Consider the following 26620-nt stretch of genomic DNA (forward strand, 5'->3'; position numbering starts at 1 on the left):
CGCCGGCGGCATGCCGGGTTAATCTCATGATCTTCTGTCGCTGTACATTTGCTCAAAATATCGCCAAAACTTCCCACGATCTCTTATCCCCGTTGTGGCATGATTTGACGGTTTTTTGTAAATTGAAGTCCGTTGTTATAAGTTATCTAAATGGTTTACTGTGATTTATTTTTCACGTGACTAATAACTACAACTGGCTTCTTATCCAAAGCTGAAAACTTGTCTATGCGAAGAAACCTACAGCTCTATTTAAAAATTCTACTTCTTAGCCAGGCCCGTCATCGTATACTTTTTTAATTGCAAACTTGAAAATGAAATACCCCAAGAAAACTCCCAGAAAAGAGACCGCAAGCCATAGATATTTCAATTTATCGTCTGAATAGAATACGAACCAAGCTATGGCTAACAGTGATAATACCACCACACCACAGCCAATTCCCTGAATAAGTCGGGATAAAACCGCCAGCATAAAGTTCTTCATACGTTAACCCTTGCAAAAAAGTACTGACAAATTTGACTGAATTTCTTCCGATCTCTTTCCCAGACTGAAACGGCGTCCTCAAACGGCCTGACCTTGTTTTCTAAAAGGAAATACAGCAGATCAAGATTTCCCATACGTCTGAGTTGGTCATACATTCGGGAGTTCCTTACCTTTAAATCGCGTGATGTATAGACTGACCGTGAAATGCTTGCGCCGGCAGTGAGAATCGAACCAACGGCGACACCCGAAATTAGCCTTGGGATGATTTGTTTTGAGAATACATAACCTACGTTTGCAGTAGCTAACTGATTAAAGGCGAATTTACCGAGAAGTTTACCGGATGTTCTGATTGTTATGTCCTTAACATCTTCAACGTTAACTTTGTTGGCGAAGTTTTCGATAAAGACATGAGCAACTTTTTCGATGCTGCTTTTGTTGGCAAGCCCTGACTTGATGAGCCTGATAAACCGCTCTTTATCTTGCGCGTTTAGCCATCTATTTTCTGTATCAATATAGTCGTAGCCCAAATAGTAGAAGTCTACCGGCACGCTGATGAATCCCTGTGCGAAACCGCGAACTAAATGACTGTCAATGTTCACCGCATCCGCCATGTCGCTTGCTATCTGTTTTGCGCTTTTCATACAAATCCTTTCGATATGAAAGAGTTAACCTATCAGATGTTTAATGCATGATCTATAGCTTCTCAGAGACAAAATCCCAAGAAAGCTCAAAATATCGCCAAAACTTCCCGCGATCTCTTATCCCCGTTGTGGCATAATGCGCGCCAAATCACATTCCCTATGATATGAAGAGCGAGCGCTGTGTTAAGCACTAACAACATCACTATGCAGTTTGGCAGTAAGCCGCTGTTTGAAAATATCTCCGTCAAATTCGGCGGCGGTAACCGCTATGGCCTGATCGGGGCCAACGGCTGTGGCAAGTCCACCTTTATGAAAATCCTCGGCGGCGATCTGGCGCCGAGCGGCGGCAACGTGTTCCTCGATCCGAACGAGCGCCTGGGTAAACTGCGCCAGGATCAGTTCGCCTTCGAACAATACAGCGTGCTCGACACCGTGATCATGGGCCACACCGAACTGTGGGCGGTGAAGGAAGAGCGCGACCGCATTTACGCCATGGCGGAAATGAGCGAAGAAGATGGCTATAAGGTCGCCGATCTGGAAGTGGCCTACGGCGAGATGGACGGTTACACCGCCGAAGCGCGCGCCGGCGAACTGCTGCTTGGCGTGGGCATCCCGGTTGAACAGCACTATGGCCCGATGAGCGAAATCGCGCCGGGCTTCAAGCTGCGCGTGTTGCTGGCGCAGGCGCTGTTCTCCGATCCGGAAATCCTGCTGCTCGACGAACCGACCAACAACCTGGACATCGATACCATTCGCTGGCTGGAGCAGGTGCTGAACGAACGCAACAGCACCATGATCATCATTTCGCACGACCGTCACTTCCTGAACATGGTGTGTACCCACATGGCGGATCTGGACTACGGCGAGCTGCGCGTTTACCCGGGCAACTACGACGAATACATGACCGCCGCCACCCAGGCGCGCGAGCGTCTGATGGCCGACAACGCCAAGAAGAAAGCGCAGATCAACGAACTGCAGTCGTTCGTCAGCCGCTTCAGCGCCAACGCCTCCAAATCCAAGCAGGCCACTTCGCGCGCCCGCCAGATAGACAAAATCCAGCTGGAAGAAGTGAAGGCGTCGAGCCGTCAGAACCCGTTCATTCGCTTCGAGCAGGACAAGAAGCTGTTCCGCAACGCGCTGGAAGTGGAAGCGCTGTCCAAGGGCTTCGACAACGGTCCGCTGTTCAGCAAGTTCAACCTGATGGTTGAAGTGGGCGAGAAAGTGGCGGTGCTGGGCCCGAACGGTATCGGTAAATCCACCCTGCTGAAAACGCTGGTGGGTGATGCGCAGCCGGACAGCGGCAGCGTGAAATGGTCGGAAAACGCCAGAATCGGCTACTACGCGCAGGATCACGAATACGAGTTCGATGAAACCCTGACGGTATTCGACTGGATGAGCCAGTGGAAGCAGGAAAAAGACGACGAGCAGGCGGTGCGCAGCGTGCTGGGCCGTTTGCTGTTCAGCCAGGACGACATCAAGAAGCGCGTGAAGGTGCTGTCCGGTGGTGAGAAGGGGCGCATGCTGTTCGGCAAGCTGATGATGCAGCGTCCTAACATTTTGGTTATGGATGAGCCAACCAACCACCTGGATATGGAATCGATCGAATCGCTGAACATGGCGCTGGAAATGTACGAAGGCACGCTGATCTTCGTTTCCCACGACCGTGAGTTCGTCAGCTCGCTGGCGACGCGGGTGCTGGAAATGACGCCGAACAAAGTGATCGACTTTACCGGCAACTACGAAGACTACCTGCGCAGCCAGGGCATCGTGTAAGCCACGCGATAAATAAGAAGGGCGGGAATTTTCCCGCCCTTTTTTTATCCGTTAATCGCCGCCGCACACCTCGCACTGCGGGTTTTTCGGCAGCTTCATCTCGCGGAACTGCAGGGTCATGGCGTCGAACATCAGCAGCTTGCCGGTGAGCGTTTGGCCATAGTTCGCCAATAGCTTGATGGTTTCCATCGCCTGCAGGGTACCGATGGTGCCTACCAGCGGCGCCATCACTCCGGCCTCGACGCAGGTGAGGGCGTTTTCGCCGAACAGCCGGCTCAGGCAGCGGTAGCAAGGTTCGTCCGGCTGGTAAGTGAACACGCTCAGTTGCCCCTCCATGCGGATCGCCGCGCCGGAGACCAGCGGTTTGCGCTGCGCGTGGCACAGGCGGTTCAGCAGGTCGCGCGTCGCCACGTTGTCGGTACAGTCCAGCACCGCGTCGCAGGCGGCGATCTGCGCCGCCATCTGCTCATCGTCCAGCCGGCCGTCGACGGCGTCGATGCGGATATGCGGATTGATGGCGCTCAGCTCCCGCCGCGCCGATTCAACTTTGCTCATGCCGATGCGCTCGTCGCGGTGCAGGATTTGGCGCTGCAGGTTGGAGAGCGAGACGGTGTCGAAATCAACCAGCGTCAGATGGCCCACGCCCGCCGCAGCCAGATAGGGCGCCGCCGCACAGCCGAGCCCGCCGAGGCCGACGATCAACACCCGCGCCGCCTTCAGCTTCTCCTGGCCGTCGAAGTCGAAGCCGCGCAGGATTATCTGGCGGTTGTAGCGCAGCGCTTCGGCATCGGTTAATTCCGGCAGCATGTTCAGCTCCTCAGCAGGGCGTTGAACGGCTCGATCTCCACCGTTTCACCGGCGGCGACAGAACCGCGCTCGCGCTCCAGCACGATAAAACAGTTGCCCTGGCTGTAGGAGCTGAACACGTGTGAGCCCTGATGGCCGGTGGTGCTGACCTCCAGTTGGCCTGCGGCGTTGCTGCTGAATACCCCGCGCTGGAAATCGAGGCGGCCCGGTGCCTTCTTCAGCGGGGTGAGCGCCCGGGCGCGCAGGCGCGGCGGCAGGCGCCAATCGCTGTGGCCGGCCAGCTTGGCCAGCAGCGGCTGCACCAGCTGATAGAAGGTCAGCGCGGCGGAAACCGGGTTGCCCGGCAGGCCGCAGAACCAGGCATGTTTCAGCTTGCCGAAGGCGAAAGGCTTGCCGGGTTTGATAGCCAGCTTCCAAAAGCTGACCTGGCCCAGTTCGTCCAGCATCTGCTTGGTGTAGTCGGCTTCACCTACCGAGACGCCGCCGCTGCTGATCACCACGTCGGCCTGGCTGTCCGCCTGCTCGAAAGCGGCGCGCAGCGCTGCTTGATTGTCGCGGACAATGCCCAGATCGAAAACCTCGCAGCCCAGCTGTTCCAGCATCAGGCGCACCGCAAAGCGGTTGGTGTCGTAGATTTGGCCGGCCTGAAGCGGCTGGCCGACCGGCTGCAGCTCGTCGCCGGTGGAGAACACCGCCACCTTCAGCTTGCGCATCACCTGCACCTCGGCGACGCCGAGCGAAGCCAGCAGCGGCAGCTGCGCGGCGCCCAGCTTAACGCCGGCCGGCAGCACGCCGGCGCCCCGGCGGATGTCTTCACCGGCCAGGCGGATATTTTGCCCGGCCTGTGCCACGGCGTTAAAGCGCACGCCCTGCTCGCTGGCTTCGGCCTGCTCCTGCATGATCACCGCATCGGCACCGGCCGGGATCGGCGCGCCGGTCATGATGCGCACGCAGCTGCCGGCCGGCCATTCGCCATTGAACGGCGCACCGGCGAAGGCCTTGCCCGCCACCGGCAGCGGCGCGTTGGCGTGCAGGTCGGCGAGGCGTACCGCGTAGCCGTCCATCGCCGAGTTGGCGAACGGCGGCACGTCAATCGGGGAAATCACTGCGGCGGCGGTAATGCGGCCGGCGGCGGCGGTCAGAGGGACGGTTTCGGTCTGCTGCAGGGGGGAAAGCTGGCTGAGCATTTTATCCAGCGCTTGCTCCAGAGAGATAAGATCGGAAGTATGGCAATGATCCATAAAGAGGGCTCCGTAATCGGGTTGCGCGTAAACGCGGCAAAGTGGCGTTATTATGAAGGATGCTATGCTGAAGTAAAACAGGAGACAGCCATGCACGATCGGATACTGGATTTTTGGTTCGAAGAAATAGAACCGGTAATGTGGTTTAAAAAGGATGAGGATTTCGACCGCCTGCTGCATACGCGTTTTGGCCATATCTGGCAGGCGGCGGCGGCGGGGGAGCTGGCGGGCTGGCGAGCCACCGTCGAAGGGCGTTTGGCGGAAGTGATCGTGCTCGATCAGTTCAGCCGCAATCTGTTCCGCGGCACCCCGCGCTCATTTTCCTGCGACGGCATGGCGCTGATCCTGGCGCAGGAAGCCATTCGCAGCGGTGAGTGCGAACGCCTGAGCCGCGAGCAGCGCGGGTTTCTTTATTTGCCCTTTATGCACTCGGAGTCGGCGCTGATCCACCGGCAGGCGCTGCAGCTGTATACCGAACTGGATAATGGCGATCAGCTGGAGTTCGAATTGCGCCATAAGGCGATCATCGATCGTTTTGGCCGCTATCCGCACCGCAACGCGATATTGGGCCGGGTGTCCACGCCCGAAGAAGAAGAATTCTTGCGGCAGCCGGGCTCCGGATTCTAAATATTTATCTTCTGCGCTCAGCCGGCGAAAAAACAGCAGGCTGGGCGCAACGGGCATATTTCCACAGAGCTATCGCTTATATCTTCGAACGATTGCCGCACATCCGCATTGTATTGTTAACCAAGAACGCCGCAATTATTTCCGTTGCGGAAGCCCTTGTATAACTCGCTGTTTTTATTCCATTAAGCTATTTCAATGTGCGAAACGGTCTAAGCGCGCTACGCTAAAACCAGGGCGCTGACGTTATGCTTTACTTCCTCTTGCGGGCTAAATATAGTCAAAAAAAGACTGAATAATAATATACCGCGCGCAGCGTATTCGTTCTGCAACGTTGGGGTTAACACAGGGTGTCAGGCAAATGAGCAAACCAGTGATTGCCATTCACGGCGGTGCGGGCGCAATTACCCGTGCGGCGCTGAGTGCTGAAAAAGAACGCGAGTATATCCAGGCGCTGTCCGGCATTGTCGCCGCCGGCCAGGTTATTCTGGCGCAGGGCGGCAGCGCGTTGGACGCGGTGACCGAAGCGGTGCGGCTGCTGGAGGAGTGCCCGCTGTTCAACGCCGGCAAGGGATCGGTGTTCACTCATCAGGGCACGCACGAACTGGACGCCTGCGTGATGGACGGCCGCACCTGCGACGCCGGCGCCGTTGCCGGGGTCAGCCGGATACGCAACCCGATACTGGCCGCGCGCGCGGTGCTGGAAAACAGCCAGCATCTGCTGTTCGCCGGCGAAGGCGCGGAGAAGTTCGCCGCCGCTCACGGCCTGGAAATGGTCGATGCCGATTTCTTCTTTACCCAGGCGCGTTTTGATCAATTGCACCGCGCGCAGGCGGAGCTGGGGCGGGTATTGCTCGATCACGACGGCGCGGCGCAGACCGGCGATCCGCTCGATCCCGATCGCAAGTTCGGCACCGTCGGCGCCGTGGCGTTGGACGCGCTGGGCAACCTGGCCGCCGCCACCTCTACCGGCGGCATGACCAACAAACAGGCCGGCCGGGTGGGTGATACGCCGATCGTCGGCGCCGGCTGTTACGCCAATAACGCCACGGTGGCGGTCTCCAGCACCGGCACCGGCGAAGTGTTTATGCGCGGCGTGGCGGCTTATGACATATCCGCGCTGATCGAATACGCGGGTCTCAGCCTGCAGCAGGCCAGCGACAGGGTGGTATTGGAAAAACTCCCGGCGTTGGGCGGCAGCGGCGGCGTCATTGCCGTCGACCGTGACGGCAATATCGCGCTGCCGTTCAACAGCGAAGGAATGTACCGCGGTTTTGGTTATGTCGGCGATGCGCCGTCCGTAGGGATATACCGCTAATCGTTCGCCAGGAGGCTGCATGACCGAAACTTCAACCCGGCCTGCGAGCGACAGCGGGCTGCAGTTGCCGCCGCAGCGCGTGCTGACGGTGCGCGATCTGAGCGTCAATTTTCACCAGCAGGGCGACACCGTCGAAGCGGTGCGCAAGCTGTCCTTTGAGGTCGATCGCGGCGAAACCCTGGCGATCGTCGGCGAATCGGGCTCCGGCAAGTCCGTGACCTCGCTGGCGCTGATGCGCCTGGTCGAGCAGGGCGGTGGGCGCATCGTCGGCGGCGCGATGCCGTTTCGCCGGCGCAACGGCGAGGTTATCGATCTGGCGCAGGCGCCGCCAAGCCAGCTGCGGCGGGTGCGCGGCGCCGATATGGCGATGATCTTCCAGGAGCCGATGACCTCGCTCAACCCGGTCTTCCCGGTCGGGGAGCAGATCGCCGAATCGCTGCGGCTGCATCAGGGCATGGACCACCGCAGCGCCAGGCGAGAAGCCCTGCGGATGCTCGATCTGGTGCGCATTCCGGAGGCCAAAGAGGTGCTGGGCCGCTACCCGCACCAGCTGTCCGGCGGCATGCGCCAGCGGGTGATGATCGCCATGGCGCTGTCCTGCAAACCGGCGCTGCTGATTGCCGATGAACCGACCACCGCATTGGACGTCACCATTCAGGCGCAGATCCTGCAGTTGATCCGCGTGCTGCAGCAGGAAATGCAGATGGGGGTAATCTTCATCACCCACGATATGGGGGTGGTGGCGGAAATCGCCGATCGGGTGTTGGTGATGCGGCGCGGTGAGCCGGTGGAACAAAACAACGTGCGGGCGCTGTTCGCCGCACCGCAGCAGCCCTACACCCAGGCGCTGTTGGCGGCGGTGCCGAAGCTGGGATCGATGGCGGATAACCCCTTGCCCGCCAGGTTCCCGCAGCCGGGCGGCGGCGAAGGCGCGCCGCAGGATACCGTGCCGGCCGGTGCCGCGCCGATCCTGCGGGTGGAAAACCTGGTGACGCGCTTCGATCTGCGCAGCGGCATTCTCAATCGCGTTACCCGGCGGGTGCACGCGGTGGAAAACGTCAGCTTCGATCTTTACCCCGGCGAAACCCTGGGGCTGGTGGGAGAATCCGGTTGCGGAAAATCTACCACCGGGCGTTCGCTGCTGAAGCTGGTGGACAGCCAGAGCGGCAGCATCACCTTTGACGGCCGCCAGATCGATCGGCTGAAAGGCCCGGCGCTGCAGCACCTGCGGCGTGATATTCAGTTCATCTTTCAAGACCCCTACGCCTCGCTCGATCCGCGCCTGACAGTCGGTTTTTCCATTATGGAACCGCTGCTGGTGCACAACGTGGCGCGCGGCAAAGAGGCGGAGCGGCGGGTGGCCTGGCTGCTGGAACGCGTCGGGCTGCTGCCGGAGCATGCGCGGCGCTATCCGCATGAGTTTTCCGGCGGCCAGCGCCAGCGCATCTGCATTGCGCGCGCGCTGGCGCTGAACCCGAAGGTGGTGATCGCCGATGAGGCGGTCTCGGCGCTCGACGTATCGATTCAGGCGCAGATCGTCAACCTGCTGCTCGACCTGCAGCGCGAGTTCGGCATCGCCTTCCTGTTTATTTCGCATGACATGGCGGTGGTGGAGCGCGTCAGCCATCGCGTGGCGGTGATGTACCTCGGGCAGATTGTGGAGATCGGTCCGCGCCAGGCGGTGTTCGCTAACCCGCAGCACGCTTATACGCGCAAGCTGATGGCGGCGGTGCCGGTTGCCGATCCCGCCCATGCGCACCAACGCCGGCCGCTGCTGGTGGATGACATCCCCAGCCCGATCCGCGCGCTGGGCGATGAACCCGTTACCGCACCGTTAGTGCAGGTTGGTCCTGGGCACTTTGTCGCCCGCCACCCGATTGCCGGTGCCTTTTAAATACCTCAGGAGAGACAAGCGACATGAAGCACAGATTCCAACGCAATGCGCTAGTGGCCGCCGTGCTGCTGGCGGCGGCAACCAGCCCGGCCTGGGCGGCCAAGGATGCGGTTATCGCCGTGGCCTCCAATTTCACCACGCTCGATCCTTACGACGCCAACGACACCCTGTCGCAGGCGGTCGCCAAGTCGTTCTACCAGGGGCTGTTCGGTTTCGACAAGGACATGAAGCTGGTGAACGTGCTGGCGGACAGCTACGAGGTCAGCAAGGACGGCCTGACCTATACCGTCAAACTGCATCCGGGCGTCAAATTCCATGACGGCACCGCGTTCAACGCCGAGGCGGTGAAGATCAACCTGGATCGCGCCAGCAATCCGGACAGCCACCTCAAGCGCTATAACCTGTTCAAGATGATCGACAAAACCGAAGTGGTGGACGCCAATACGGTGAAGATCGTGCTGAAGGCGCCGTTCTCGGCGTTCGTCAACAACCTGGCGCACCCGGCGGCGGCGATCATTTCACCGGCGGCGCTGAAGCAGTACGGCAAGGATATCGGCTTCCATCCGGTCGGCACCGGGCCGTATCAGTTCGTTACCTGGAATCAAACCGACTTCGTTAAGGTGAAGAAATTCGACGGCTACTGGAAGCAGGGGCTGCCGAAGCTCGACAGCATCACCTGGCGGCCGGTGGTCGACAACAACACCCGTGCGGCGATGCTGCAAACCGGCGAGGCGACCTTCGCCTTCCCGATCCCTTACGAGCAGGCCAAGGTGCTGGAAGGCAACGCCAAGCTCGACGTGGTGGCGGCGCCGTCTATCCTGCAGCGCTACATCAGCCTGAACGTCACCCAGAAGCCGTTCGACAACCTGAAGGTGCGCCAGGCGCTGAACTACGCCATCAACAAGGACGCGCTGATCAAGGTGGCGTTCGCCGGTTACGCGGTGCCGGCGGAGGGGCCGGTGCCGCCGGCGATCGACTTCGCTGCCCGCTATAAGGCCTGGCCGTACGATCCGGCCAAGGCGCGCGAGCTGCTGAAAGAGGCGGGGTATCCGAACGGTTTCACCACCACCCTGTGGTCTTCCCATAACCACAGTACCGCGCAGAAAGTGCTGCAGTTCGCCCAGCAGCAGCTGGCGCAGGTGGGGGTGAAAGTGACGGTGACCGCGATGGACGCCGGGCAGCGTGCGGCGCAGGTGGAAAGCGTCGGGGTGAAAGACACCGGCGTGCGCATGTTCTACACCGGCTGGTCGGCGTCGACCGGCGAGGCGGACTGGGCGCTGTCGCCGCTGTTCTCCACCCAGGCCGCGCCGCCGAAGCAGTTCAACACCGCGTTCTACAGCAATCCGCAGGTGGACAAGGATCTGACCGGCGCGCTGGCGACCACCGATCGCGCCGAGAAACAGAAGCTGTATCAGGATGCGCAGGATCGCATCTGGGCCGATGCGCCGTGGATTTTCCTGGCGACCGAACGCCTGCTGTCGGCCAACAGCAAGCAGCTGAGCGGCTTCTACGTGATGCCGGACACCTCGTTCAGCTTTGACGATGCCGACCTTAAATAAGGCGCCAATCTCCGTTCGCCCCTGCGCAGGGGCGGGCGGAGTGAGGGGATTGACCCGAGATGCTTAACTATTTTCTGAAACGACTGCTGGGTTTGATCCCGACGCTGCTGATTGTGGCGGTGCTGGTGTTTCTGTTCGTGCATATGCTGCCTGGCGATCCGGCGCGGCTGGCGGCGGGGCCGGAGGCCGACGAGGCGGTGGTGCAGCTGGTGCGCAAGGATCTGGGGCTGGACAAGCCGCTGCCGCAGCAGTTCGCGCACTTTTTCGTTAATGCGCTGCAGGGGGACTTCGGCACCTCGATGGTGTCCAAACGCCCGGTGAGCGAAGAGATCGCCTCGCGCTTTATGCCGACCTTCTGGCTTACCCTCACCAGCATGCTGTGGGCGGTGGCGTTCGGCCTGGCGATCGGCGTGGTCTCGGCGGTCTGGCGCAATCGCTGGCCGGATCGTCTCGGCATGACGCTGGCGGTGTCGGGGATTTCGTTTCCGGCCTTCGCGCTCGGCATGCTGCTGATGCAGGTGTTTTCGGTCAACCTCGGCTGGCTGCCGACGGTCGGCGCCGACGGCTGGCGGCACTATATCCTGCCTTCCATCACCCTGGGGGCGGCGGTGGCGGCGGTGATGGCGCGTTTCACCCGCGCGTCGTTCGTCGAGGTGCTGCAGGAGGATTACATGCGCACCGCACGCGCCAAGGGCGTGCGCGAAAGCCAGGTGGTGATGAAGCACGGGCTGCGCAACGCGATGATCCCGGTGGTGACCATGATGGGGCTGCAGTTCGGTTTCCTGCTCGGCGGTTCGATCGTGGTGGAGAAGGTGTTCAACTGGCCGGGCTTGGGCCGGCTGCTGGTCGACTCGGTGGAAATGCGCGATTACCCGGTGATCCAGGCCGAGGTGCTGCTGTTTTCTCTGGAGTTTATTTTGATCAATCTGTTGGTGGATATGCTGTATGCGGCGATTAACCCGGCGATACGCTACCAATGAGGGCGCGGCATGATTAAGCATTGGCGGCGCAACGCCGCACTGAAGGCGATGCCGCTCCTGGACGCCAACGCGGTGAGAACGCCGTGGCATGAATTCTGGCGGCGTTTCCGTCGCCAGCGGGTGGCGCTGGTGGCCGGGCTGTTCGTGCTGCTGCTGGTGGCGGCCGCGCTGCTGGCGCCGCATCTGGCCCCCTATGATGCGGAGAACTACTTCGACTATGACCGGCTGAACGAAGGCCCTTCGCCGCTGCATTGGCTGGGGGTGGACTCGCTCGGGCGCGATATCTTCAGCCGCATTCTGATGGGCACGCGCATTTCGCTGGCGGCCGGGGTGTTTTCGGTGCTGGCGGGCGGGATGATCGGCACGCTGTTAGGGCTGCTGGCCGGGTATTACGAGGGATGGTGGGATCGGATCACCATGCGGGTCTGTGACGTGCTGTTCGCCTTTCCCGGCATTCTGCTGGCGATCGGCGTGGTGGCTATCATGGGCAGCGGCATGGCCAACGTGATCGTCGCGGTGGCGATCTTCAGCATTCCGGCCTTCGCCCGGCTGGTGCGCGGCAATACGCTGGTGCTGAAGCATTTGACCTATATCGAGTCGGCGCGCAGCATCGGCGCTTCGGACTGGATCATCATCATGCGGCATATTCTGCCGGGCACCATTTCGTCGATCGTGGTCTATTTCACCCTGCGCATCGGCACCTCGATCATCACCGCCGCCAGCCTGTCGTTCCTTGGCCTGGGGGCACAGCCGCCGACGCCGGAGTGGGGGGCGATGCTCAATGAAGCGCGCGCCGACATGGTGATTGCGCCACACGTGGCGATTTTCCCCAGCCTGGCGATATTCCTCACCGTGCTGGCGTTCAACCTGCTGGGAGACGGGCTGCGCGACGCGCTGGATCCGAAGCTGAAAGGGTGAGGGCAGTGAAAGGATCCGGGCGGCTGAACCGCCCGGATTGTTATCAGCGGAACAGATGTTCGGCGTGGAAGCGCAGGTGATCTTCGATAAAGGTGGCGATGGTGAAGTAGCTGTGGTCGTAGCCCGGCTGGATGCGCAGCTGCAGCGGCCAGTCGCGCTGGCGCGCCAGTTCGGCCAGCTTGGCCGGCTGCAGCTGATCGGCCAGGAACTGGTCGTCGTCGCCCTGATCCACCAACACCGGCATTTTCTCCGCGCCGTTGGCCAACAGGTGGCAGCTGTCGTACTGCAGCCACTGGCTTTCGTCATCGCCCAGGTAAGCGGCGAAGGCCTTACGGCCCCAGGGCACCTGGCAGGGGTTGACGATCGGCGCGAACGCCGACACCGAACGGAAGCGCTGCGGGTTGCGCAGCGCCATCACCAGCGCGCCGTGGCCGCCCATCGAATGGCCGAAGATCGACTGACGATCGCTGACGCTGAAGTGCTGGCCAATCACCGCCGGCAGTTCGTCGCTGATGTAGTCATACATGCGGAAGTGCCGATCCCACGGCGCCTGGGTGGCGTTTAGGTAGAACCCGGCGCCCTGGCCGAGATCGTAGCCTTCGTCGTTCGGCACCTCGTCGCCGCGCGGGCTGGTGTCCGGCATCACCAGCACCAGCCCCAGCTCGGCGGCGATGCGTTGCGCGCCGGCCTTCAGCGTGAAGTTTTCGTCATTGCAGGTCAGCCCCGACAGCCAGTACAGCACCGGCGGCGGGTTATCATCGCGCGGCGGCGGCAGATAGATGCTGAAAGTCATATTGCAATTCAGGCTCTGCGCCGCGTGGCGATATCGCTGTTGCCAGCCGCCGAACATGCGGTGCTCTTCGAGAAGTTCTAATGACAGGGTCATCTCTGCCTCCTGGCTTATTTGTCGAAGTGAATGACGGAACGGATCGATTTGCCTTCATGCATCAAATCGAAGGCTTCGTTGATCTGCTCCAGCCCCATGGTATGGGTGATAAAGTCATTCAGCGCGAATTCGCCGTCCAGATAACGTTCGACGATGCCCGGCAGCTGCGAGCGGCCCTTGACGCCGCCGAAAGCGGAGCCGCGCCATACGCGGCCGGTCACCAGCTGGAACGGACGGGTGGAAATTTCTTCGCCGGCGCCGGCCACGCCGATGATCACCGACTCGCCCCAGCCCTTGTGGCAGCATTCCAGCGCGGAACGCATTACGTTGACGTTGCCGATGCATTCGAATGAGAAGTCGACGCCGCCATCGGTCAGCTCGACGATCACCTCCTGAATCGGTTTGTCATAGTCTTTCGGGTTGATCAGATCGGTAGCGCCCAGCTTGCGCGCCAGATCGAACTTGCTGGTGTTGATATCGATACCGATGATGCGGCCGGCGCCGGCCATCTGCGCGCCGATGATCGCCGACAGCCCGATGCCGCCCAGGCCGAAGATCGCCACCGTATCGCCCGGCTGCACCTTGGCGGTGTTCATCACTGCGCCCATACCGGTGGTGACGCCGCAGCCCAGCAGGCAGACTTCTTCCAGCGGCGCTTCCTTGTTGATTTTCGCCAGCGAGATTTCCGGCACTACGGTGTACTCGGAGAAGGTGGAGGTGCCCATATAGTGGAAGATCGGCTGGCCGTCCTTGAAGAAGCGGGTGGTGCCGTCCGGCATCAGGCCTTTGCCCTGGGTGGCGCGGATCGCCTGGCACAGGTTGGTTTTGCCGGATTTGCAGAATTTGCACTCGCCGCATTCCGGGGTGTACAGCGGGATCACGTGATCGCCGACCGCGACGCTGGTCACGCCTTCGCCGACCGCTTCCACCACGCCGCCGCCCTCGTGACCGAGGATCGCCGGGAACACCCCTTCAGGATCCTTGCCGGATAGGGTATAGGCGTCGGTGTGGCAGACGCCGGTGGCGACGATGCGCACCAGCACTTCGCCTTTTTGCGGCGGCATCAGCTCGACTTCTTCAATCTTCAGCGGCTGGTTCGGGCCCCAGGCGACGGCGGCGCGGGTTTTGATCATTTCCATCATTAAGTCTCCAGTGGTCTATTTTTAAATCAGGCTATACCCGTGATACTTGAAGCCGCATCTGTGTTAGCTGCGTGCGTTCACCCCAGTCACTGACTCGGGTCAGCTCCAGGGGACTCTCGCCCTGGCTGCAATTATTCAGGGTACATATCGATAACGCCTGGTGAATCTTGTTCGTCGTGTTCAACGGCGGCGGTTTCCGTCTGTTCAATAATCAGCTCTTTCAGCGCGCGCACGTTTGGCCCGAACGCGTCGCGGCGCCACAGCAGCCAGGTGGCGGTTTCGGCTATCTCCGGCGGCAGGGCGTGCACTTTGACCCGTTCGTGGCCCGGCAGCAGGCTGAGCACCGAATGCGGGATCATCGCCAGCCCGGCGCCGCTGGCGACGCAGGCCAGCATGGCGTGATAGGACTGGATCTCCATCACCTGGCCCGGCAGCGCGCCTTCGCGCTTGAACCAGGACTCCAGCCGCAGCCGGTAAGAACAGCTGGCGCGGAAGGCGAACAGCGTCTCTCCCTTGGCGTCTTTGGCGTTGTGGATCGGCGCATGATCCAGGCAGGAGATCACTACCATGTGTTCGGGAAAGGCGATGCAGCCGTTCAGCTCGTCATATTGCACCGGCCCGTCGACCAGCGCTGCGGCCAGCGTGCCGGCGCGCACCCGTTCGGTGATCTCGCCGGAGGTGCCGGTGCTCAGCGACAGCGACACTTTGGAAAAGCGCTGGTGGTAAGCCGCCAGCAGCGAGGGCAGACGGGTGGCGGCGGTGCTTTCCATCGAGCCGATGGCGAAGTTGCCCGCCGGTTCCCCGGCGTGGGTAATGCTCATCGCTTCTTCGCTCAGCGCCAGAATGCGGTTGGCATAGCACAGAAAATTGTGGCCCATCGGCGACAGGCGCAGGCGCTGTTTTTCACGGATAAACAGATCGGCGCCCAGCTCCTGTTCGAGCTGACGCAAACGGGTGGTCAGGTTCGAGGGGACGCGGTGCAGCTGTTCGGCGGCACGGGCGACGGAGCCGGTCTCGGCGACGCTGCAGAACATGCGGAGCTGGGTCAGGTCCATTTACATTCTCTTTTCGTGATGAACTTGATGAGTATTATTCAGTTTTTGTGAGTTTAATACTGCGGCATGATACTCGCAACTTTCTTTTAACCTGTCGGATACCCTTTATGGCCTTACGCATTGCCTTGAGCGGTTTTGTTGCCCTGATCGTTGCGATGGGCATCGGCCGCTTCGCCTTTACCCCTCAGGTGCCGCTGATGATAGCCGAGCACCAATTCAGCCTGACCGGCGCAGGGCTGGTGGCGGCGATCAATTACCTCGGCTACCTGTGCGGCGCCTATGATGCGATGCGCGCCAGCCGCCATGTCGAACGCCGCTTATGGCTGGGCATTTGGGGCGCGGTGGCGCTGACGCTGCTGTCGGCTTTGGTGCAGGGCGAGTGGCTGCACGGTGCGCTGCGCTTTGTCATCGGCTGGGCCAGCGGCTGGGCGATGGTGCTGGTGGCGGCCTGGACCAACGAACGGCTGGCGCACTACGGCCGGCCGGCGCTCAGCGCGGCGGTGTTCGCCGGGCCGGGCGTGGGCATTTTCATCAGCGGCATGCTGGCGGTGGGCATCAACGCCCTGACGCTGACGGCTTCGCAGGCCTGGCTGGCGTATGGCGCCATGGCGCTGGCGCTGGTGGCGGCCATCAGCGCCAACCTGCCGCGGGCCGGCGAGCTGCACCGGCCGAACGTTGCGCCGGAACCGCTGCTGCTGACCCCGGCGCTGAAGCGGTTGGTGTGGAGCTACAGCCTGGCCGGTTTCGGCTATATTCTGCCGGCCACTTTCCTGTCGCAAATGGCGGCGGCGCGCTTCCCCGGCAGCCTGTTCGCCCAATTTGTCTGGCCGGTGTTCGGCGGCGCGGCGGTGTTGGGCATTGCAATCGGCATTCTGACCCGCCATCGGTTGACCACCCAGAGCCGCCTGGCGCTCACCCTGTGGGTACAGGCGATCGGGGTGTTGAGCGCCGAGGTGGTGCCGGGCGTCGCCGGGCTGGCGTTGGGCGCTTTGCTCACCGGCGGCGGTTTCCTCAGCGTGGTGCAGCTTTCCATTCAGCACGGGCGTGAGCTGGCGCCAAATCATGCGCGCTATATGGCGGGGCTATTGACCACCGGTTATGCGGTGGGGCAGCTGGTCGGCCCGATGCTGTCGGCGCTGTCAACCGCCCTGACCCATCGTCTGGAGCCGGCGTTATATGTCGCCGTCGCGGCCTTTATCCTGGCCGGCCTGCTGGTGGTGAATACGCCTGCGCGGCAACGCGTGCAAAAACCGTCGCTGCAGTGATTAAATTCCGTACAAAAAACGAGGAATACCCGCAGCCCGCCTGATTGTGCTAAATGCGGAGATTTCACCTGCGGATGAAACACAATCACTGGATAATCGCCGCGCTCTCATCTACAGTGGGACAAAATCTTGACCGGGATCCCGTTATCAGCGACGGAAACTCTGCCGTCAGGAGAGCAAGAAATCCGTCTGCCGCGTGCCGTAAGGGGCGTATCGGCGGGTTCAGGTCCGTTGGAGAACATAAATGACATCATTAAGTAAAGAAGCTGCGCTGGTTCATGCTGCGCTGGAAGAGCGCGGTCTGGAAACACCACTGCGCGGGGAAGTGTTGGATCGTGAAACGCGCAAACGCCGGATTAAAGAGCACATGACGGAAATCATGCAGCTGCTTAATCTCGATCTGTCCGACGACAGCCTGGCGGAAACGCCGCATCGCATCGCCAAAATGTATGTCGACGAGATTTTTTCCGGCCTGGATTACGCCAATTTCCCAAAAATCACCGTCATCGAAAACAAGATGAAAGTGGACGAGATGGTGACGGTGCGCGACATTACGCTGACCAGCACCTGCGAGCACCACTTTGTGACCATCGACGGCAAGGCGACAGTCGCCTATATCCCGAAAGACTCGGTGATTGGCCTGTCGAAGATCAACCGTATCGTGCAGTTCTTCTCGCAGCGCCCGCAGGTGCAAGAGCGTCTGACCCAGCAGATCCTGGTGGCGTTGCAAACCTTGTTGGGCACCAACAATGTGGCGGTATCTATTGATGCAGTCCATTATTGTGTTAAGGCTCGCGGGATCCGTGATGCGACCAGCGCCACTACCACCACTTCGCTGGGGGGGCTGTTCAAGTCCAGCCAGAACACCCGCCAGGAGTTCCTGCGCGCGGTGCGCCATCACCAGGGGTGATTGGCTCAGAGTACGGTATCAGGCGCCTGCGGGCGCCTTTTTAATGAGCGCAATACAGCGGTAAAAAATGAACAATCATCCTCTGCCGCGTATCGCCACGCTGGACTGCGTGCGCGGTATCGCCATTCTCGGCATTTTATTGCTGAATATCAGCGCCTTTGGCCTGCCAAAGGCCGCCTACCTGAACCCGGCTTACCTGGGGATGCCCGCCGCGCGCGACGCCTGGGCCTGGGCGCTGCTGGATATTTTCGCCCAGGCCAAGTTCCTGGCGATGTTTGCGCTGCTGTTCGGCGCCGGGCTGCAAATGTTGCTGCGGCGCGGCAAGAGCTGGATACGCGCCCGGCTGTCGTGGCTGGTGCTGTTTGGCCTCGGCCACGCGATTTTCCTGTGGGATGGCGACATCCTGTTGGCCTACGGCCTGATCGGGCTGGTGTGCTGGCGGATGATCCGCGAAGCCAGGGAAACCTTCCAGCTGCTGAAAACCGGCGTGGTGCTGTATCTGATCGGTGTGGCGGTGCTGTTGCTGCTGGGCTTCATTTCGCACGGCGAGCCGGGCAGCTTCTGGCAACCCGGCGTGGCTGAGCTGCAGTATGAGAAATTCTGGAAGCTGCAGGGCGGCTTCGAAGCCTGGCGCAGCCGCGCCGATTTGCTGTCTTCCAGCCTGTTGGCCATCGGCGCTCAGTACGGCTGGGAGCTGGCGGGGCTGATGCTGTTCGGCGCCGGGTTGATGCGCAGCGGCTGGCTGCGCGGCAGTTATTCGCCGGGTTACTATCGGCGCCAGGCGGCCTGGCTGATACCGCTTTCATTGGCGATCCAACTGCCGGCGGTGGCGCTGCAGTGGCATCTGCATTGGGACTACCGCTGGAGCGGTTTTTTGCTGCAGGTGCCGCGTGAGCTGGGCGCGCCGCTGCAGGCGATGGGCTATCTGGCGCTGTGTTACGGTTTCTGGCCTCTGTTGTCGCGCCTGCGGATTGCCCATTGGCTGGCGCAGGTGGGGCGCATGGCGCTGAGCAATTACCTGCTGCAGACGCTGATATGCACCACGCTGTTTTACCGTTTCGGCCTGTACTCGCAGTTTGATCGGCTGCAGCTGCTGGCGTTCGTGCCGCTGGTTTGGTTGGCTAACCTGTTGTTTTCCAATCTTTGGCTGCGCTATTTTGCTCAGGGGCCGGCCGAATGGCTGTGGCGCCGGTTGACGCTGATGGCCGCCGGCAAGGCGGAGCCGAAAATACAGAATTGAGATCTGGCGCAGGCAGGTTAAAAAAATGTATGTAAACGTTTTCTTTCCTGTGACGCAATTCACGCAGGGGAGGATGACAAACGGGGTAGGATAGCGCCACTGGCAACCACCCCGACCTCAGGATCCCGCATGCCTCCTGCTCACCCGATCACCATCCGCGACGTGGCGAAACGCGCCGGCGTGTCCGTGGCGACCGTCTCCCGCGTGCTGAACAACAGCGCGCTGACCAGTAAAGACACGCGCGAGCTGGTGCTGCAGGCGGTGGCGGCGCTGGGTTACCGGCCCAACGCCAACGCCCAGGCGTTGGCTACCCAGAGCAGCGATACGCTCGGCGTGGTGGTCATGGACGTGTCCGATCCCTTCTTTGGCGCGCTGGTGAAAGCGGTAGACACAGTGGCGCAAAAACACCACAAATATCTGCTGATCGGCAACAGTTACCATCAGGCGGACAAAGAGCGCCACGCCATCGAAGTGCTGATCCGCCAGCGCTGCAATGCCTTGATAGTCCATGCAAAAGCCCTAAGCGATGCCGAACTGATCGGCTTTCTCGATCAGGTGCCGGGCATGGTGTTGATCAACCGCATCATTGCCGGCTACGCGCACCGCTGCGTTGGCCTGGACAACGTCTGCGGCGCCGAAATGGCGCTGCGCCTGCTGTTGTCGCAGGGGCATCAACGCATTGGCTATCTGGGTTCCAACCATCCGATTGAGGACGGACCGCTGCGCCAGCAGGGCTACACGCAGGCGATGGCCGCTGCGGGGTTGGCGATGCCCGACAGCTGGCGCGCTTACGGCTCTCCGGATCTGCAGGGCGGGGAGGCGGCGATGGTCGAGCTGCTGGGGCGCAATCTGCATCTGAGCGCGGTGTTCGCCTATAACGACGCCATGGCGGCCGGCGCCATGGCGGTGCTGAAAGAAAACGGTATCACGGTACCCCAGCATTTCTCGCTGGTGGGCTTCGACGATATCCCGATCGCCCGTTACACCAGCCCTAAACTCACCACGGTGCGCTACCCGATCGTTTCCATGGCCACGCTGGCCACCGAGCTGGCGTTGCAGGGCGCAGCGGGCCTGGCGGAGCCGCAGACCTCGCATTTATTCATGCCGACGCTGGTGCGGCGCCATTCCGTCGCTCCTTGGCAAAGTGAGGCGACGGTCACTCTCTGAACATTTAACCTTGTGTAACCGTTTTCAATCTGTGAGAAAATTCACAGATTATTAACATCGCGCCGTCTATGCTCTAGGCGTTTTCCGGCGCAAAGGCACTTGCCGCTGCAATTTTTACCTCGCGCTGACACAGCATTTCTCGGGAATAACAGATACCCACGGACGACAGGTTTTTATTGGAACTGCCAGGCCCTGGGGGTGCGCGCACCGCCGGCTTCTTGGCTCAATAACGAGTAAGACCCTACACAGAACCGGAGACAGACAATGAATAAGAAGGTTTTCACCCTGGCCGCAACGGCCGCCGCGATGATGTTCGGCGCCGCAGCCCATGCAGATACCCGTATTGGCGTCACGATTTATAAATACGACGACAACTTTATGTCGGTGGTGCGCAAAGCGATCGAGAAGGACGCCAAGGCTTCTCCGGACATCACCCTGTTGATGAATGACTCCCAAAACGACCAGTCCAAGCAGAACGATCAGATCGACGTGCTGTTGGCCAAGGGCGTAAAAGCGTTGGCGATCAACCTGGTTGACCCGGCCGCCGCCCCGGTGGTTATCGATAAGGCGCGCGCAAACGATATCCCGATCGTGTTCTACAACAAAGAACCTTCCCGCAAGGCGCTGGACAGCTATGACAAGGCCTACTACGTCGGCACCGATTCCAAAGAGTCCGGCGTGATCCAGGGCGAGCTGATCGCCAAACACTGGCAGGCCAACCCGGCCTGGGACCTGAACAAAGACGGCCAGATCCAATACGTGTTGCTGAAAGGCGAGCCGGGCCACCCGGATGCCGAAGCGCGCACCACCTACGTGGTGAAAACGCTGAACGACAAGGGCATCAAGACCCAGCAGCTGCAGATGGATACCGCCATGTGGGACACCGCGCAGGCGAAAGACAAAATGGACGCCTGGCTGTCTGGTCCGAATGCCAACAAGATTGAAGTGGTGATCGCCAACAACGACGCCATGGCGATGGGCGCGGTGGAAGCGCTGAAGGCCCACAACAAGTCGAGCATTCCGGTGTTCGGCGTGGATGCGCTGCCTGAAGCCCTGGCGCTGGTGAAATCCGGTGCGATGGCCGGCACGGTGCTGAACGACGCCGACAACCAGGCTAAAGCCACCTTCGAGCTGGCGAAAAACCTGGCAGCCGGCAAACCGGCCGCCGATGGCACTCAATACAAGATTGAAAACAAGGTCGTGCGCATTCCTTACGTTGGCGTAGATAAAGACAACCTGTCTCAGTTTGTGAAGTAACCGTTGAGATAACGCGTAATGACCCCACCGGCGGCGCCAACACCAGGAAACCGCCGGCGGGGAAATTTAAGATTAAAAGACCGATAAGCCAGGTGTATTTATGGCCGACAGCCCACGCGAATTTCTGCTGGAAATGACGGATATCAACAAGTCTTTTCCCGGCGTCAAGGCATTGGATAATGTGAACCTGCGCGTTCGCCCGCACTCCATTCATGCATTAATGGGGGAAAACGGCGCCGGGAAATCGACGTTATTGAAATGCCTGTTTGGCATTTATAAAAAAGACAGCGGCAGCATCGTTTTCCAGGGGAAAGAAGTGGACTTCAAGAGCTCGAAAGAGGCTTTGGAGCACGGCGTTTCCATGGTGCACCAGGAACTGAACCTGGTGCTGCAGCGCACCGTGATGGACAACATGTGGCTGGGGCGTTACCCGACCAAGGGCATGTTCGTCGATCAGGAAAAAATGCTGAAAGACACTCAGGCCATCTTCGACGAGCTGGATATCGACATCAACCCGCGCGACAAAGTGGGCACCCTGTCGGTATCGCAGATGCAGATGATCGAAATCGCCAAGGCGTTTTCCTACGACGCCAAGATTGTGATTATGGACGAACCGACCTCCTCGCTGACGGAAAAAGAGGTGAACCACCTGTTCACCATTATCCGCAAGCTGAAAGAGCGCGGTTGCGGCATCGTTTACATTTCCCACAAGATGGAAGAGATCTTCCAGCTGTGCGATGAGATAACCGTGCTGCGTGACGGCCAGTGGATCGCCACCCAGCCGCTGGAAGGGCTGGATATGGACAAGATCATCGCCATGATGGTCGGCCGTTCGCTCAGCCAGCGCTTCCCCGACAGGCAGAATACGCCGGGAGAGGTGATTCTGGAGGTGAAAAATCTGACTTCGCTGCGCCAGCCTTCCATCCGCGATGTGTCTTTCGATCTGCATCAGGGGGAGATCCTCGGCATCGCCGGGCTGGTGGGCGCCAAACGCACCGACATCCTGGAAACCCTGTTCGGCATCCGCGAAAAGGTGGCGGGCACCATCAGGCTGCACGGCAAGCCGATCAACAACCACTCGGCCAATGAAGCCATCAACCACGGTTTTGCGCTGGTGACCGAAGAGCGCCGCTCTACCGGCATCTACGCCTACCTGGACGTGGGTTTCAACTCGCTGATCTCCAATATCCGCAATTACAAAAACAGGATTGGCCTGCTGGACAACGCCCGCATGAAGAGCGACACCCAGTGGGTGATCGACGCCATGCGGGTTAAAACGCCGGGACACCACACCCATATCGGTTCGTTGTCCGGCGGCAACCAGCAGAAGGTGATCATCGGCCGTTGGCTGCTCACCCAACCGGAAATCCTGATGCTGGACGAGCCGACGCGCGGCATCGATGTGGGCGCCAAGTTCGAGATTTATCAGCTGATGACCGAGCTGGCGAAAAAGGGCAAGGGGATCATTATTGTCTCGTCCGAAATGCCGGAGCTTTTGGGAATTACCGACAGAATACTGGTGATGAGTAATGGTCAGGTTGCGGGCATCGTTAACACCAAACAGACCTCGCAAAATGAAATCTTACGTCTCGCATCCCTGCACCTTTAAGGATCAGAATTATGAACGCGCTGAATAAAAAAACTTTGTTCACCTACTTCAAGGAAGGTGGCATTTACGTGGTATTGCTGGTGCTGCTGGCGATCATTATTATCCAGGACCCGACCTTCCTCAGCCTGATGAACCTGAGCAACATCCTGACCCAATCCTCGGTGCGCATCATCATCGCGCTGGGCGTGGCCGGGCTGATTGTTACCCAGGGCACCGACCTGTCCGCCGGGCGCCAGGTCGGTTTGGCGGCGGTGGTGGCGGCGACGCTGCTGCAGTCGATGGATAACGTCAACAAGGTGTTTCCGCATATGGAAACCTGGTCGATCCCGCTGGTGATCCTGCTGGTGTGCGCCGTGGGCGCGGTGATCGGCCTGGTGAACGGCCTGATTATCGCCTACCTCAACGTGACGCCGTTCATTACCACGCTGGGCACCATGATCATCGTTTACGGCATCAACTCGCTGTATTACGACTCGGTAGGCGCTTCGCCGGTAGCGGGCTTTGATCCGAAGTTCTCGACCTTCGCCCAGGGTTTCCTGCGCTTCGGCGACTTCAAGCTGTCGTACATTACCTTCTATGCCGTGATAGCCATCCTGTTCGTGTGGATCCTGTGGAACAAGACCCGCTTCGGCAAAAATATCTTCGCCATCGGCGGCAATCCGGAAGCGGCCAAGGTCTCCGGTGTCAACGTGCCGTTGAACCTGATCATGATCTATGCGCTGTCCGGCGTGTTCTACGCCTTCGGCGGCCTGCTGGAGGCGGGGCGCATCGGCAGCGCCACCAACAACCTCGGCTTTATGTATGAGTTGGACGCCATCGCCGCCTGCGTGGTGGGGGGCGTGTCCTTCGCCGGCGGGGTGGGTACGGTGCTGGGGGTGGTGACCGGGGTGATTATCTTCACCGTCATCAACTACGGGCTGACCTATATCGGCATCAACCCTTACTGGCAGTACATTATCAAGGGCAGCATCATCATCTTCGCGGTGGCGCTGGACTCGCTGAAGTACGCCAAGAAGAAGTAAGCCGCCTCGTAAAAAGCACAACGGCCAGCATTGCTGGCCGTTTTTATTGGTATAGCTGCAACGTCAGGGCGGTTTGGCCTTCTGCTTTTCTTCCGCCAGCCTGTGCTCCAGCTCCACCAACTGCTCCGGCGATACCGCCGGATAGCCCTGGGCGTCTTCCGGCACGGTGTGCATGGCGGAGATGGGGATCAGCGGGCCGAGGAAGCGCGGCTCGCGCTTGAGAATATAGAGATCGGTCAGTGCGCCGAGGCGGGCGAAAATTTCGCGCACGCGCACCGTCATCATGTCCTTCGGCGAAGGCACCGCATAACACTGCGCCTGAATGCCCATATGCAGGGCGATAAACAGCGCGCGCTCGCAGTGGAAACGCTGGGTAATGATAATGAAATCGTTGGTGTCGAACACTTTGCGGGTGCGAACGATAGAGTCCAGGGTGCGGAAACCGGCGTAGTCCAGCACGATGTCGCTCGGCGCCACGCCGGCGGCGATCAGATCGCGGCGCATGGTCATCGGCTCGTTATAGCTTTGTTGGGCGTTGTCGCCGCTCAGCAGCAGGTATTTCACCTTGCCGCTGTTGTAGGCGTTGATCGCTCCCTGGATGCGGTAGCGGTAGTACTGGTTAATCACGCCGGTGCGGTAATACTTGGCGGTGCCGAGCACCACGCCAACCTGGCGGTGGGGCAGCCCCTGCAGTTCGTCATAGACGTAAGGGGCGGTTTTCCAGCTGATCCAGCGATCGAGCGCAATAGCCGAGAGCATCAACACCGCAATGATGATGAACAGGCTGATTATCAGGCGTTTCCACATGTTGTTGCCTTACGCGCTCGGGGGCTGAAAAGATGGATCAAGGCTACTTTACCTGACAGGCTGAAGCAAGCCGTCCGCCGCCTGAAGCACGCGCAATGCCGCATTTTTCGGCGGTTTGGCGCATAAAAAAGGCCCGGTGTGCCGGGCCTTGCTTTTTGGTGCGCGCAAATCAGAATGAGGTGCGCTTATAGCTGCGGTACTGCGGCCGCCAGAAGTTGTGCTCGATGGCCTTCGACAGCGTCTCTTCGGAGGTGACCATCGCCACGCCCTGTAGCTGCGCCGCTTTGCCCACTTCCATGGCGATGCATTTGGACACGCCCTGAATATCGTCGATATTCGGCAGCAGCGCGCCGTGGCCGTCGGTGGCCAGCGGCGAACAGTCGGCCAGCGCGCGGCTGGCGGCCATCAGCATGGCGTCGGTCACGCGGGTGGCGCCGGAAGCCAGCACCCCAAGACCGATGCCCGGGAAGATGTAGGAGTTGTTGCACTGGGCGATCGGGAACTGCTGCTCTTTATAGGTCACCGGCGCGAACGGGCTGCCGGTGGCGACCAGGGCGGCGCCTTCGGTCCAGTTGATGATGTCTTCCGGACGCGCTTCCACGCGGGAGGTCGGGTTGGACAGCGGCATCACGATCGGGCGCGCGCAGTGCTTATGCATTTCACGGATCAGCTCTTCGGTGAACAGGCCCGGCTGGCCGGATACGCCGATCAGAATGGTCGGCTTGGCGTTGCGCACCACCTCCAGCAGCGAGATGGCGTCGCTTTCGGTTTGCCAGGCGGCCAGGCTTTCGCTCTTTTGCACCAGCTTGCTCTGGAAGTCGAGCAGGTTAGGCAGCTTGTCGGTCAACAGGCCGAAACGGTCGACCATGAACACGCGGGCGCGCGCCTCGTCTTCGCTCAGCCCTTCGGATTTCATCTGCGCGATGATCTGCTCGGCGATGCCGCAGCCCGCGGAGCCGGCGCCCAGGAAGGTAACGGTCTGGTCGCGCAGCTGGCTGCCGGCGGCGCGGCTGGCGGCGATCAGGCTGCCGAGGGTGACCGCGGCGGTGCCCTGAATGTCATCGTTGAAGCAGCAGATTTCATCACGGTAGCGGTTCAGCAGCGGGGTGGCGTTGTTCTGCGCGAAGTCTTCGAACTGCAGCAGCACGTTCGGCCAGCGGCGCTTGACCGCCTGAATGAACTCTTCGACAAAGGCGTGGTATTCGTCGCCGGAGATGCGCGGATGGCGCCAGCCCATATACAGCGGATCGTTGAGGCGCTGCGGGTTGTTGGTGCCGACGTCCAGCACCACCGGCAGGGTGTAGGCCGGGCTGATGCCGCCGCAGGCGGTGTACAGCGACAGTTTGCCGATGGGGATGCCCATGCCGCCGATGCCCTGGTCGCCCAGGCCGAGGATGCGCTCGCCGTCGGTGACGACGATGACCTTAACGTTTTGCTTGGTGGCGTTCTGCAGCATGTCATCGATGCGGTCGCGGTTCGGGTAGGAAATGAACAGCCCGCGCGCGCGGCGATAGATGTCGGAGAAATGTTCGCAGGCTTCCCCCACCGTCGGGGTGTAGATGATCGGCATCATCTCGCTCAGGTGCGAGTCCAGCAGGCGATAAAACAGGGTTTCGTTGGTGTCCTGAATGTTGCGCAGGTAGATGTGCTTGTCGTTGTCGTTCTTGAAATCCTGGTACTGACGATAGGCGCGCTCCACCTGTTCTTCGATGGTTTCCACCGCTTCCGGCAGCAGGCCGTGCAGGTTGAAGTGGCTGCGTTCTTCCTCGGTGAAAGCGCTGCCTTTGTTCAGCAGCGGAAATTCCAGCAAAATCGGGCCGGCGTAAGGGATGTAGAGAGGGCGTTTGCTTTCGTATTCTAGTTCCATCGGTTTTACTCTTTACGTATCAGATAACTTTATTGCTGCCGATCCTAAAAGATAGGGAGAATATGTACAGCATTTGTTGCGAAATGATGAACCAGGTTGGCGTAATTATCGACAATCAAATGATTTTTTAACTAAAGAAAGTGTTTTGGAAGATGAA

Annotated in this window: 23 protein-coding genes; 14 read left to right on the forward strand and 9 right to left on the reverse strand. The window is 60.2% G+C overall.

Going from position 1 to position 26620, the window contains the following annotated elements; all coding sequences use genetic code 11:
* Positions 1–265 precede the first annotated feature (265 nt).
* Positions 266–481 (reverse strand): hypothetical protein, encoded by a 216-nt coding sequence (locus KHA73_RS07875; RefSeq protein ID WP_234590123.1) that lies wholly within the window; start codon positions 479–481, stop codon positions 266–268.
* The gene (locus KHA73_RS07880; RefSeq protein ID WP_234590124.1) at positions 478–1122 is read right to left on the reverse strand and encodes a hypothetical protein; all 645 of its coding nucleotides are present in this window, start codon (positions 1120–1122) and stop codon (positions 478–480) included. The genes KHA73_RS07875 and KHA73_RS07880 overlap by 4 nt, the downstream gene beginning before the upstream one ends.
* Positions 1123–1302: 180 nt before the next feature.
* Between KHA73_RS07880 and KHA73_RS07885 the strand changes: the two genes are divergently transcribed.
* The gene (locus KHA73_RS07885; RefSeq protein WP_073970322.1) at positions 1303–2895 is read left to right on the forward strand and encodes an ABC-F family ATPase; all 1593 of its coding nucleotides are present in this window, start codon (positions 1303–1305) and stop codon (positions 2893–2895) included.
* A 51-nt stretch (positions 2896–2946) separates the two neighbouring features.
* On the opposite strand, the gene moeB is transcribed toward KHA73_RS07885, so the two are convergent.
* Both moeB and moeA read right to left on the reverse strand, forming a co-directional pair.
* The gene (gene moeB, locus KHA73_RS07890; protein ID WP_234590125.1) at positions 2947–3702 is read right to left on the reverse strand and encodes a molybdopterin-synthase adenylyltransferase MoeB; all 756 of its coding nucleotides are present in this window, start codon (positions 3700–3702) and stop codon (positions 2947–2949) included.
* A 2-nt stretch (positions 3703–3704) separates the two neighbouring features.
* On the reverse strand, positions 3705–4943 hold the full coding sequence (gene moeA / locus KHA73_RS07895) for a molybdopterin molybdotransferase MoeA (RefSeq protein WP_234590126.1): 1239 nt from the start codon (positions 4941–4943) through the stop codon (positions 3705–3707).
* 90 nt (positions 4944–5033) lie between these two features.
* Here moeA and KHA73_RS07900 point away from each other — a divergent pair, with 90 nt between their 5' ends.
* The 6 genes from KHA73_RS07900 to gsiD all read left to right on the forward strand — a co-directional run bounded on the left by KHA73_RS07900 (position 5034) and on the right by gsiD (position 12236).
* On the forward strand, positions 5034–5570 hold the full coding sequence (locus KHA73_RS07900) for a DUF924 family protein (protein ID WP_234590128.1): 537 nt from the start codon (positions 5034–5036) through the stop codon (positions 5568–5570).
* A gap of 358 nt (positions 5571–5928) precedes the next feature.
* A complete protein-coding gene (locus KHA73_RS07905) occupies positions 5929–6885 on the forward strand; it encodes an isoaspartyl peptidase/L-asparaginase family protein (protein ID WP_234590130.1) in 957 nt (318 codons plus the stop codon).
* Positions 6886–6904: 19 nt separating this feature from the next.
* Complete coding sequence (locus tag KHA73_RS07910; protein WP_234590131.1) at positions 6905–8779, forward strand: dipeptide ABC transporter ATP-binding protein; 1875 nt, start codon at positions 6905–6907, stop codon at positions 8777–8779.
* A gap of 23 nt (positions 8780–8802) precedes the next feature.
* Positions 8803–10338, forward strand: coding sequence for a glutathione ABC transporter substrate-binding protein GsiB (gene gsiB, locus KHA73_RS07915; protein WP_234590133.1), 1536 nt, complete (start codon positions 8803–8805; stop codon positions 10336–10338).
* A 59-nt stretch (positions 10339–10397) separates the two neighbouring features.
* Positions 10398–11318: a glutathione ABC transporter permease GsiC gene (gsiC, locus tag KHA73_RS07920; protein ID WP_234590135.1), complete on the forward strand. Its 921-nt coding sequence runs from the start codon at positions 10398–10400 to the stop codon at positions 11316–11318.
* Between the two features lie 9 nt (positions 11319–11327).
* Positions 11328–12236, forward strand: coding sequence for a glutathione ABC transporter permease GsiD (gene gsiD, locus KHA73_RS07925; RefSeq protein ID WP_234590137.1), 909 nt, complete (start codon positions 11328–11330; stop codon positions 12234–12236).
* A 43-nt stretch (positions 12237–12279) separates the two neighbouring features.
* Here the strand turns inward: gsiD and fghA are convergent, their stop codons facing one another.
* The 3 genes from fghA to ptrR all read right to left on the reverse strand — a co-directional run bounded on the left by fghA (position 12280) and on the right by ptrR (position 15319).
* On the reverse strand, positions 12280–13122 hold the full coding sequence (gene fghA, locus KHA73_RS07930) for an S-formylglutathione hydrolase (RefSeq protein ID WP_234590139.1): 843 nt from the start codon (positions 13120–13122) through the stop codon (positions 12280–12282).
* A gap of 14 nt (positions 13123–13136) precedes the next feature.
* Positions 13137–14261: an S-(hydroxymethyl)glutathione dehydrogenase/class III alcohol dehydrogenase gene (locus KHA73_RS07935; protein ID WP_234591206.1), complete on the reverse strand. Its 1125-nt coding sequence runs from the start codon at positions 14259–14261 to the stop codon at positions 13137–13139.
* Between the two features lie 134 nt (positions 14262–14395).
* Complete coding sequence (gene ptrR, locus KHA73_RS07940) at positions 14396–15319, reverse strand: putrescine utilization regulator PtrR (protein ID WP_234590140.1); 924 nt, start codon at positions 15317–15319, stop codon at positions 14396–14398.
* Positions 15320–15426: 107 nt separating this feature from the next.
* Between ptrR and KHA73_RS07945 the strand changes: the two genes are divergently transcribed.
* The 7 genes from KHA73_RS07945 (at position 15427) to mglC (ending at position 23789) form a co-directional block, all read left to right on the forward strand.
* Positions 15427–16584, forward strand: a complete 1158-nt coding sequence (locus KHA73_RS07945) for a YbfB/YjiJ family MFS transporter (protein WP_234590141.1) — start codon at positions 15427–15429, stop codon at positions 16582–16584.
* Positions 16585–16828: 244 nt separating this feature from the next.
* Positions 16829–17494, forward strand: coding sequence for a GTP cyclohydrolase I FolE (folE, locus tag KHA73_RS07950; protein WP_004938969.1), 666 nt, complete (start codon positions 16829–16831; stop codon positions 17492–17494).
* Between the two features lie 67 nt (positions 17495–17561).
* Entirely contained in the window at positions 17562–18734 is a 1173-nt protein-coding gene (gene yeiB / locus KHA73_RS07955) for a DUF418 domain-containing protein YeiB (protein ID WP_272496167.1), read from the forward strand.
* Between the two features lie 129 nt (positions 18735–18863).
* Positions 18864–19901 carry an HTH-type transcriptional regulator GalS gene (gene galS, locus KHA73_RS07960; RefSeq protein ID WP_234590142.1) on the forward strand — a complete coding sequence of 346 codons (1038 nt, stop codon included), beginning with the start codon at positions 18864–18866 and terminating at the stop codon, positions 19899–19901.
* Between the two features lie 264 nt (positions 19902–20165).
* Positions 20166–21158: a galactose/glucose ABC transporter substrate-binding protein MglB gene (mglB, locus tag KHA73_RS07965; protein WP_234590143.1), complete on the forward strand. Its 993-nt coding sequence runs from the start codon at positions 20166–20168 to the stop codon at positions 21156–21158.
* A 100-nt stretch (positions 21159–21258) separates the two neighbouring features.
* Positions 21259–22767: a galactose/methyl galactoside ABC transporter ATP-binding protein MglA gene (gene mglA, locus KHA73_RS07970; protein ID WP_234590144.1), complete on the forward strand. Its 1509-nt coding sequence runs from the start codon at positions 21259–21261 to the stop codon at positions 22765–22767.
* 11 nt (positions 22768–22778) lie between these two features.
* Entirely contained in the window at positions 22779–23789 is a 1011-nt protein-coding gene (gene mglC, locus KHA73_RS07975; protein ID WP_234590145.1) for a galactose/methyl galactoside ABC transporter permease MglC, read from the forward strand.
* 63 nt (positions 23790–23852) lie between these two features.
* Here the strand turns inward: mglC and sanA are convergent, their stop codons facing one another.
* Together sanA and KHA73_RS07985 are read right to left on the reverse strand one after the other, a co-directional pair.
* Positions 23853–24596 carry an outer membrane permeability protein SanA gene (sanA, locus tag KHA73_RS07980; protein WP_234590146.1) on the reverse strand — a complete coding sequence of 248 codons (744 nt, stop codon included), beginning with the start codon at positions 24594–24596 and terminating at the stop codon, positions 23853–23855.
* Between the two features lie 169 nt (positions 24597–24765).
* Positions 24766–26463, reverse strand: coding sequence for an NAD-dependent malic enzyme (locus tag KHA73_RS07985; protein WP_234590147.1), 1698 nt, complete (start codon positions 26461–26463; stop codon positions 24766–24768).
* Positions 26464–26620 lie beyond the last annotated feature (157 nt).

This window comes from Serratia entomophila, assembly GCF_021462285.1.
GTDB lineage: Bacteria > Pseudomonadota > Gammaproteobacteria > Enterobacterales > Enterobacteriaceae > Serratia > Serratia entomophila.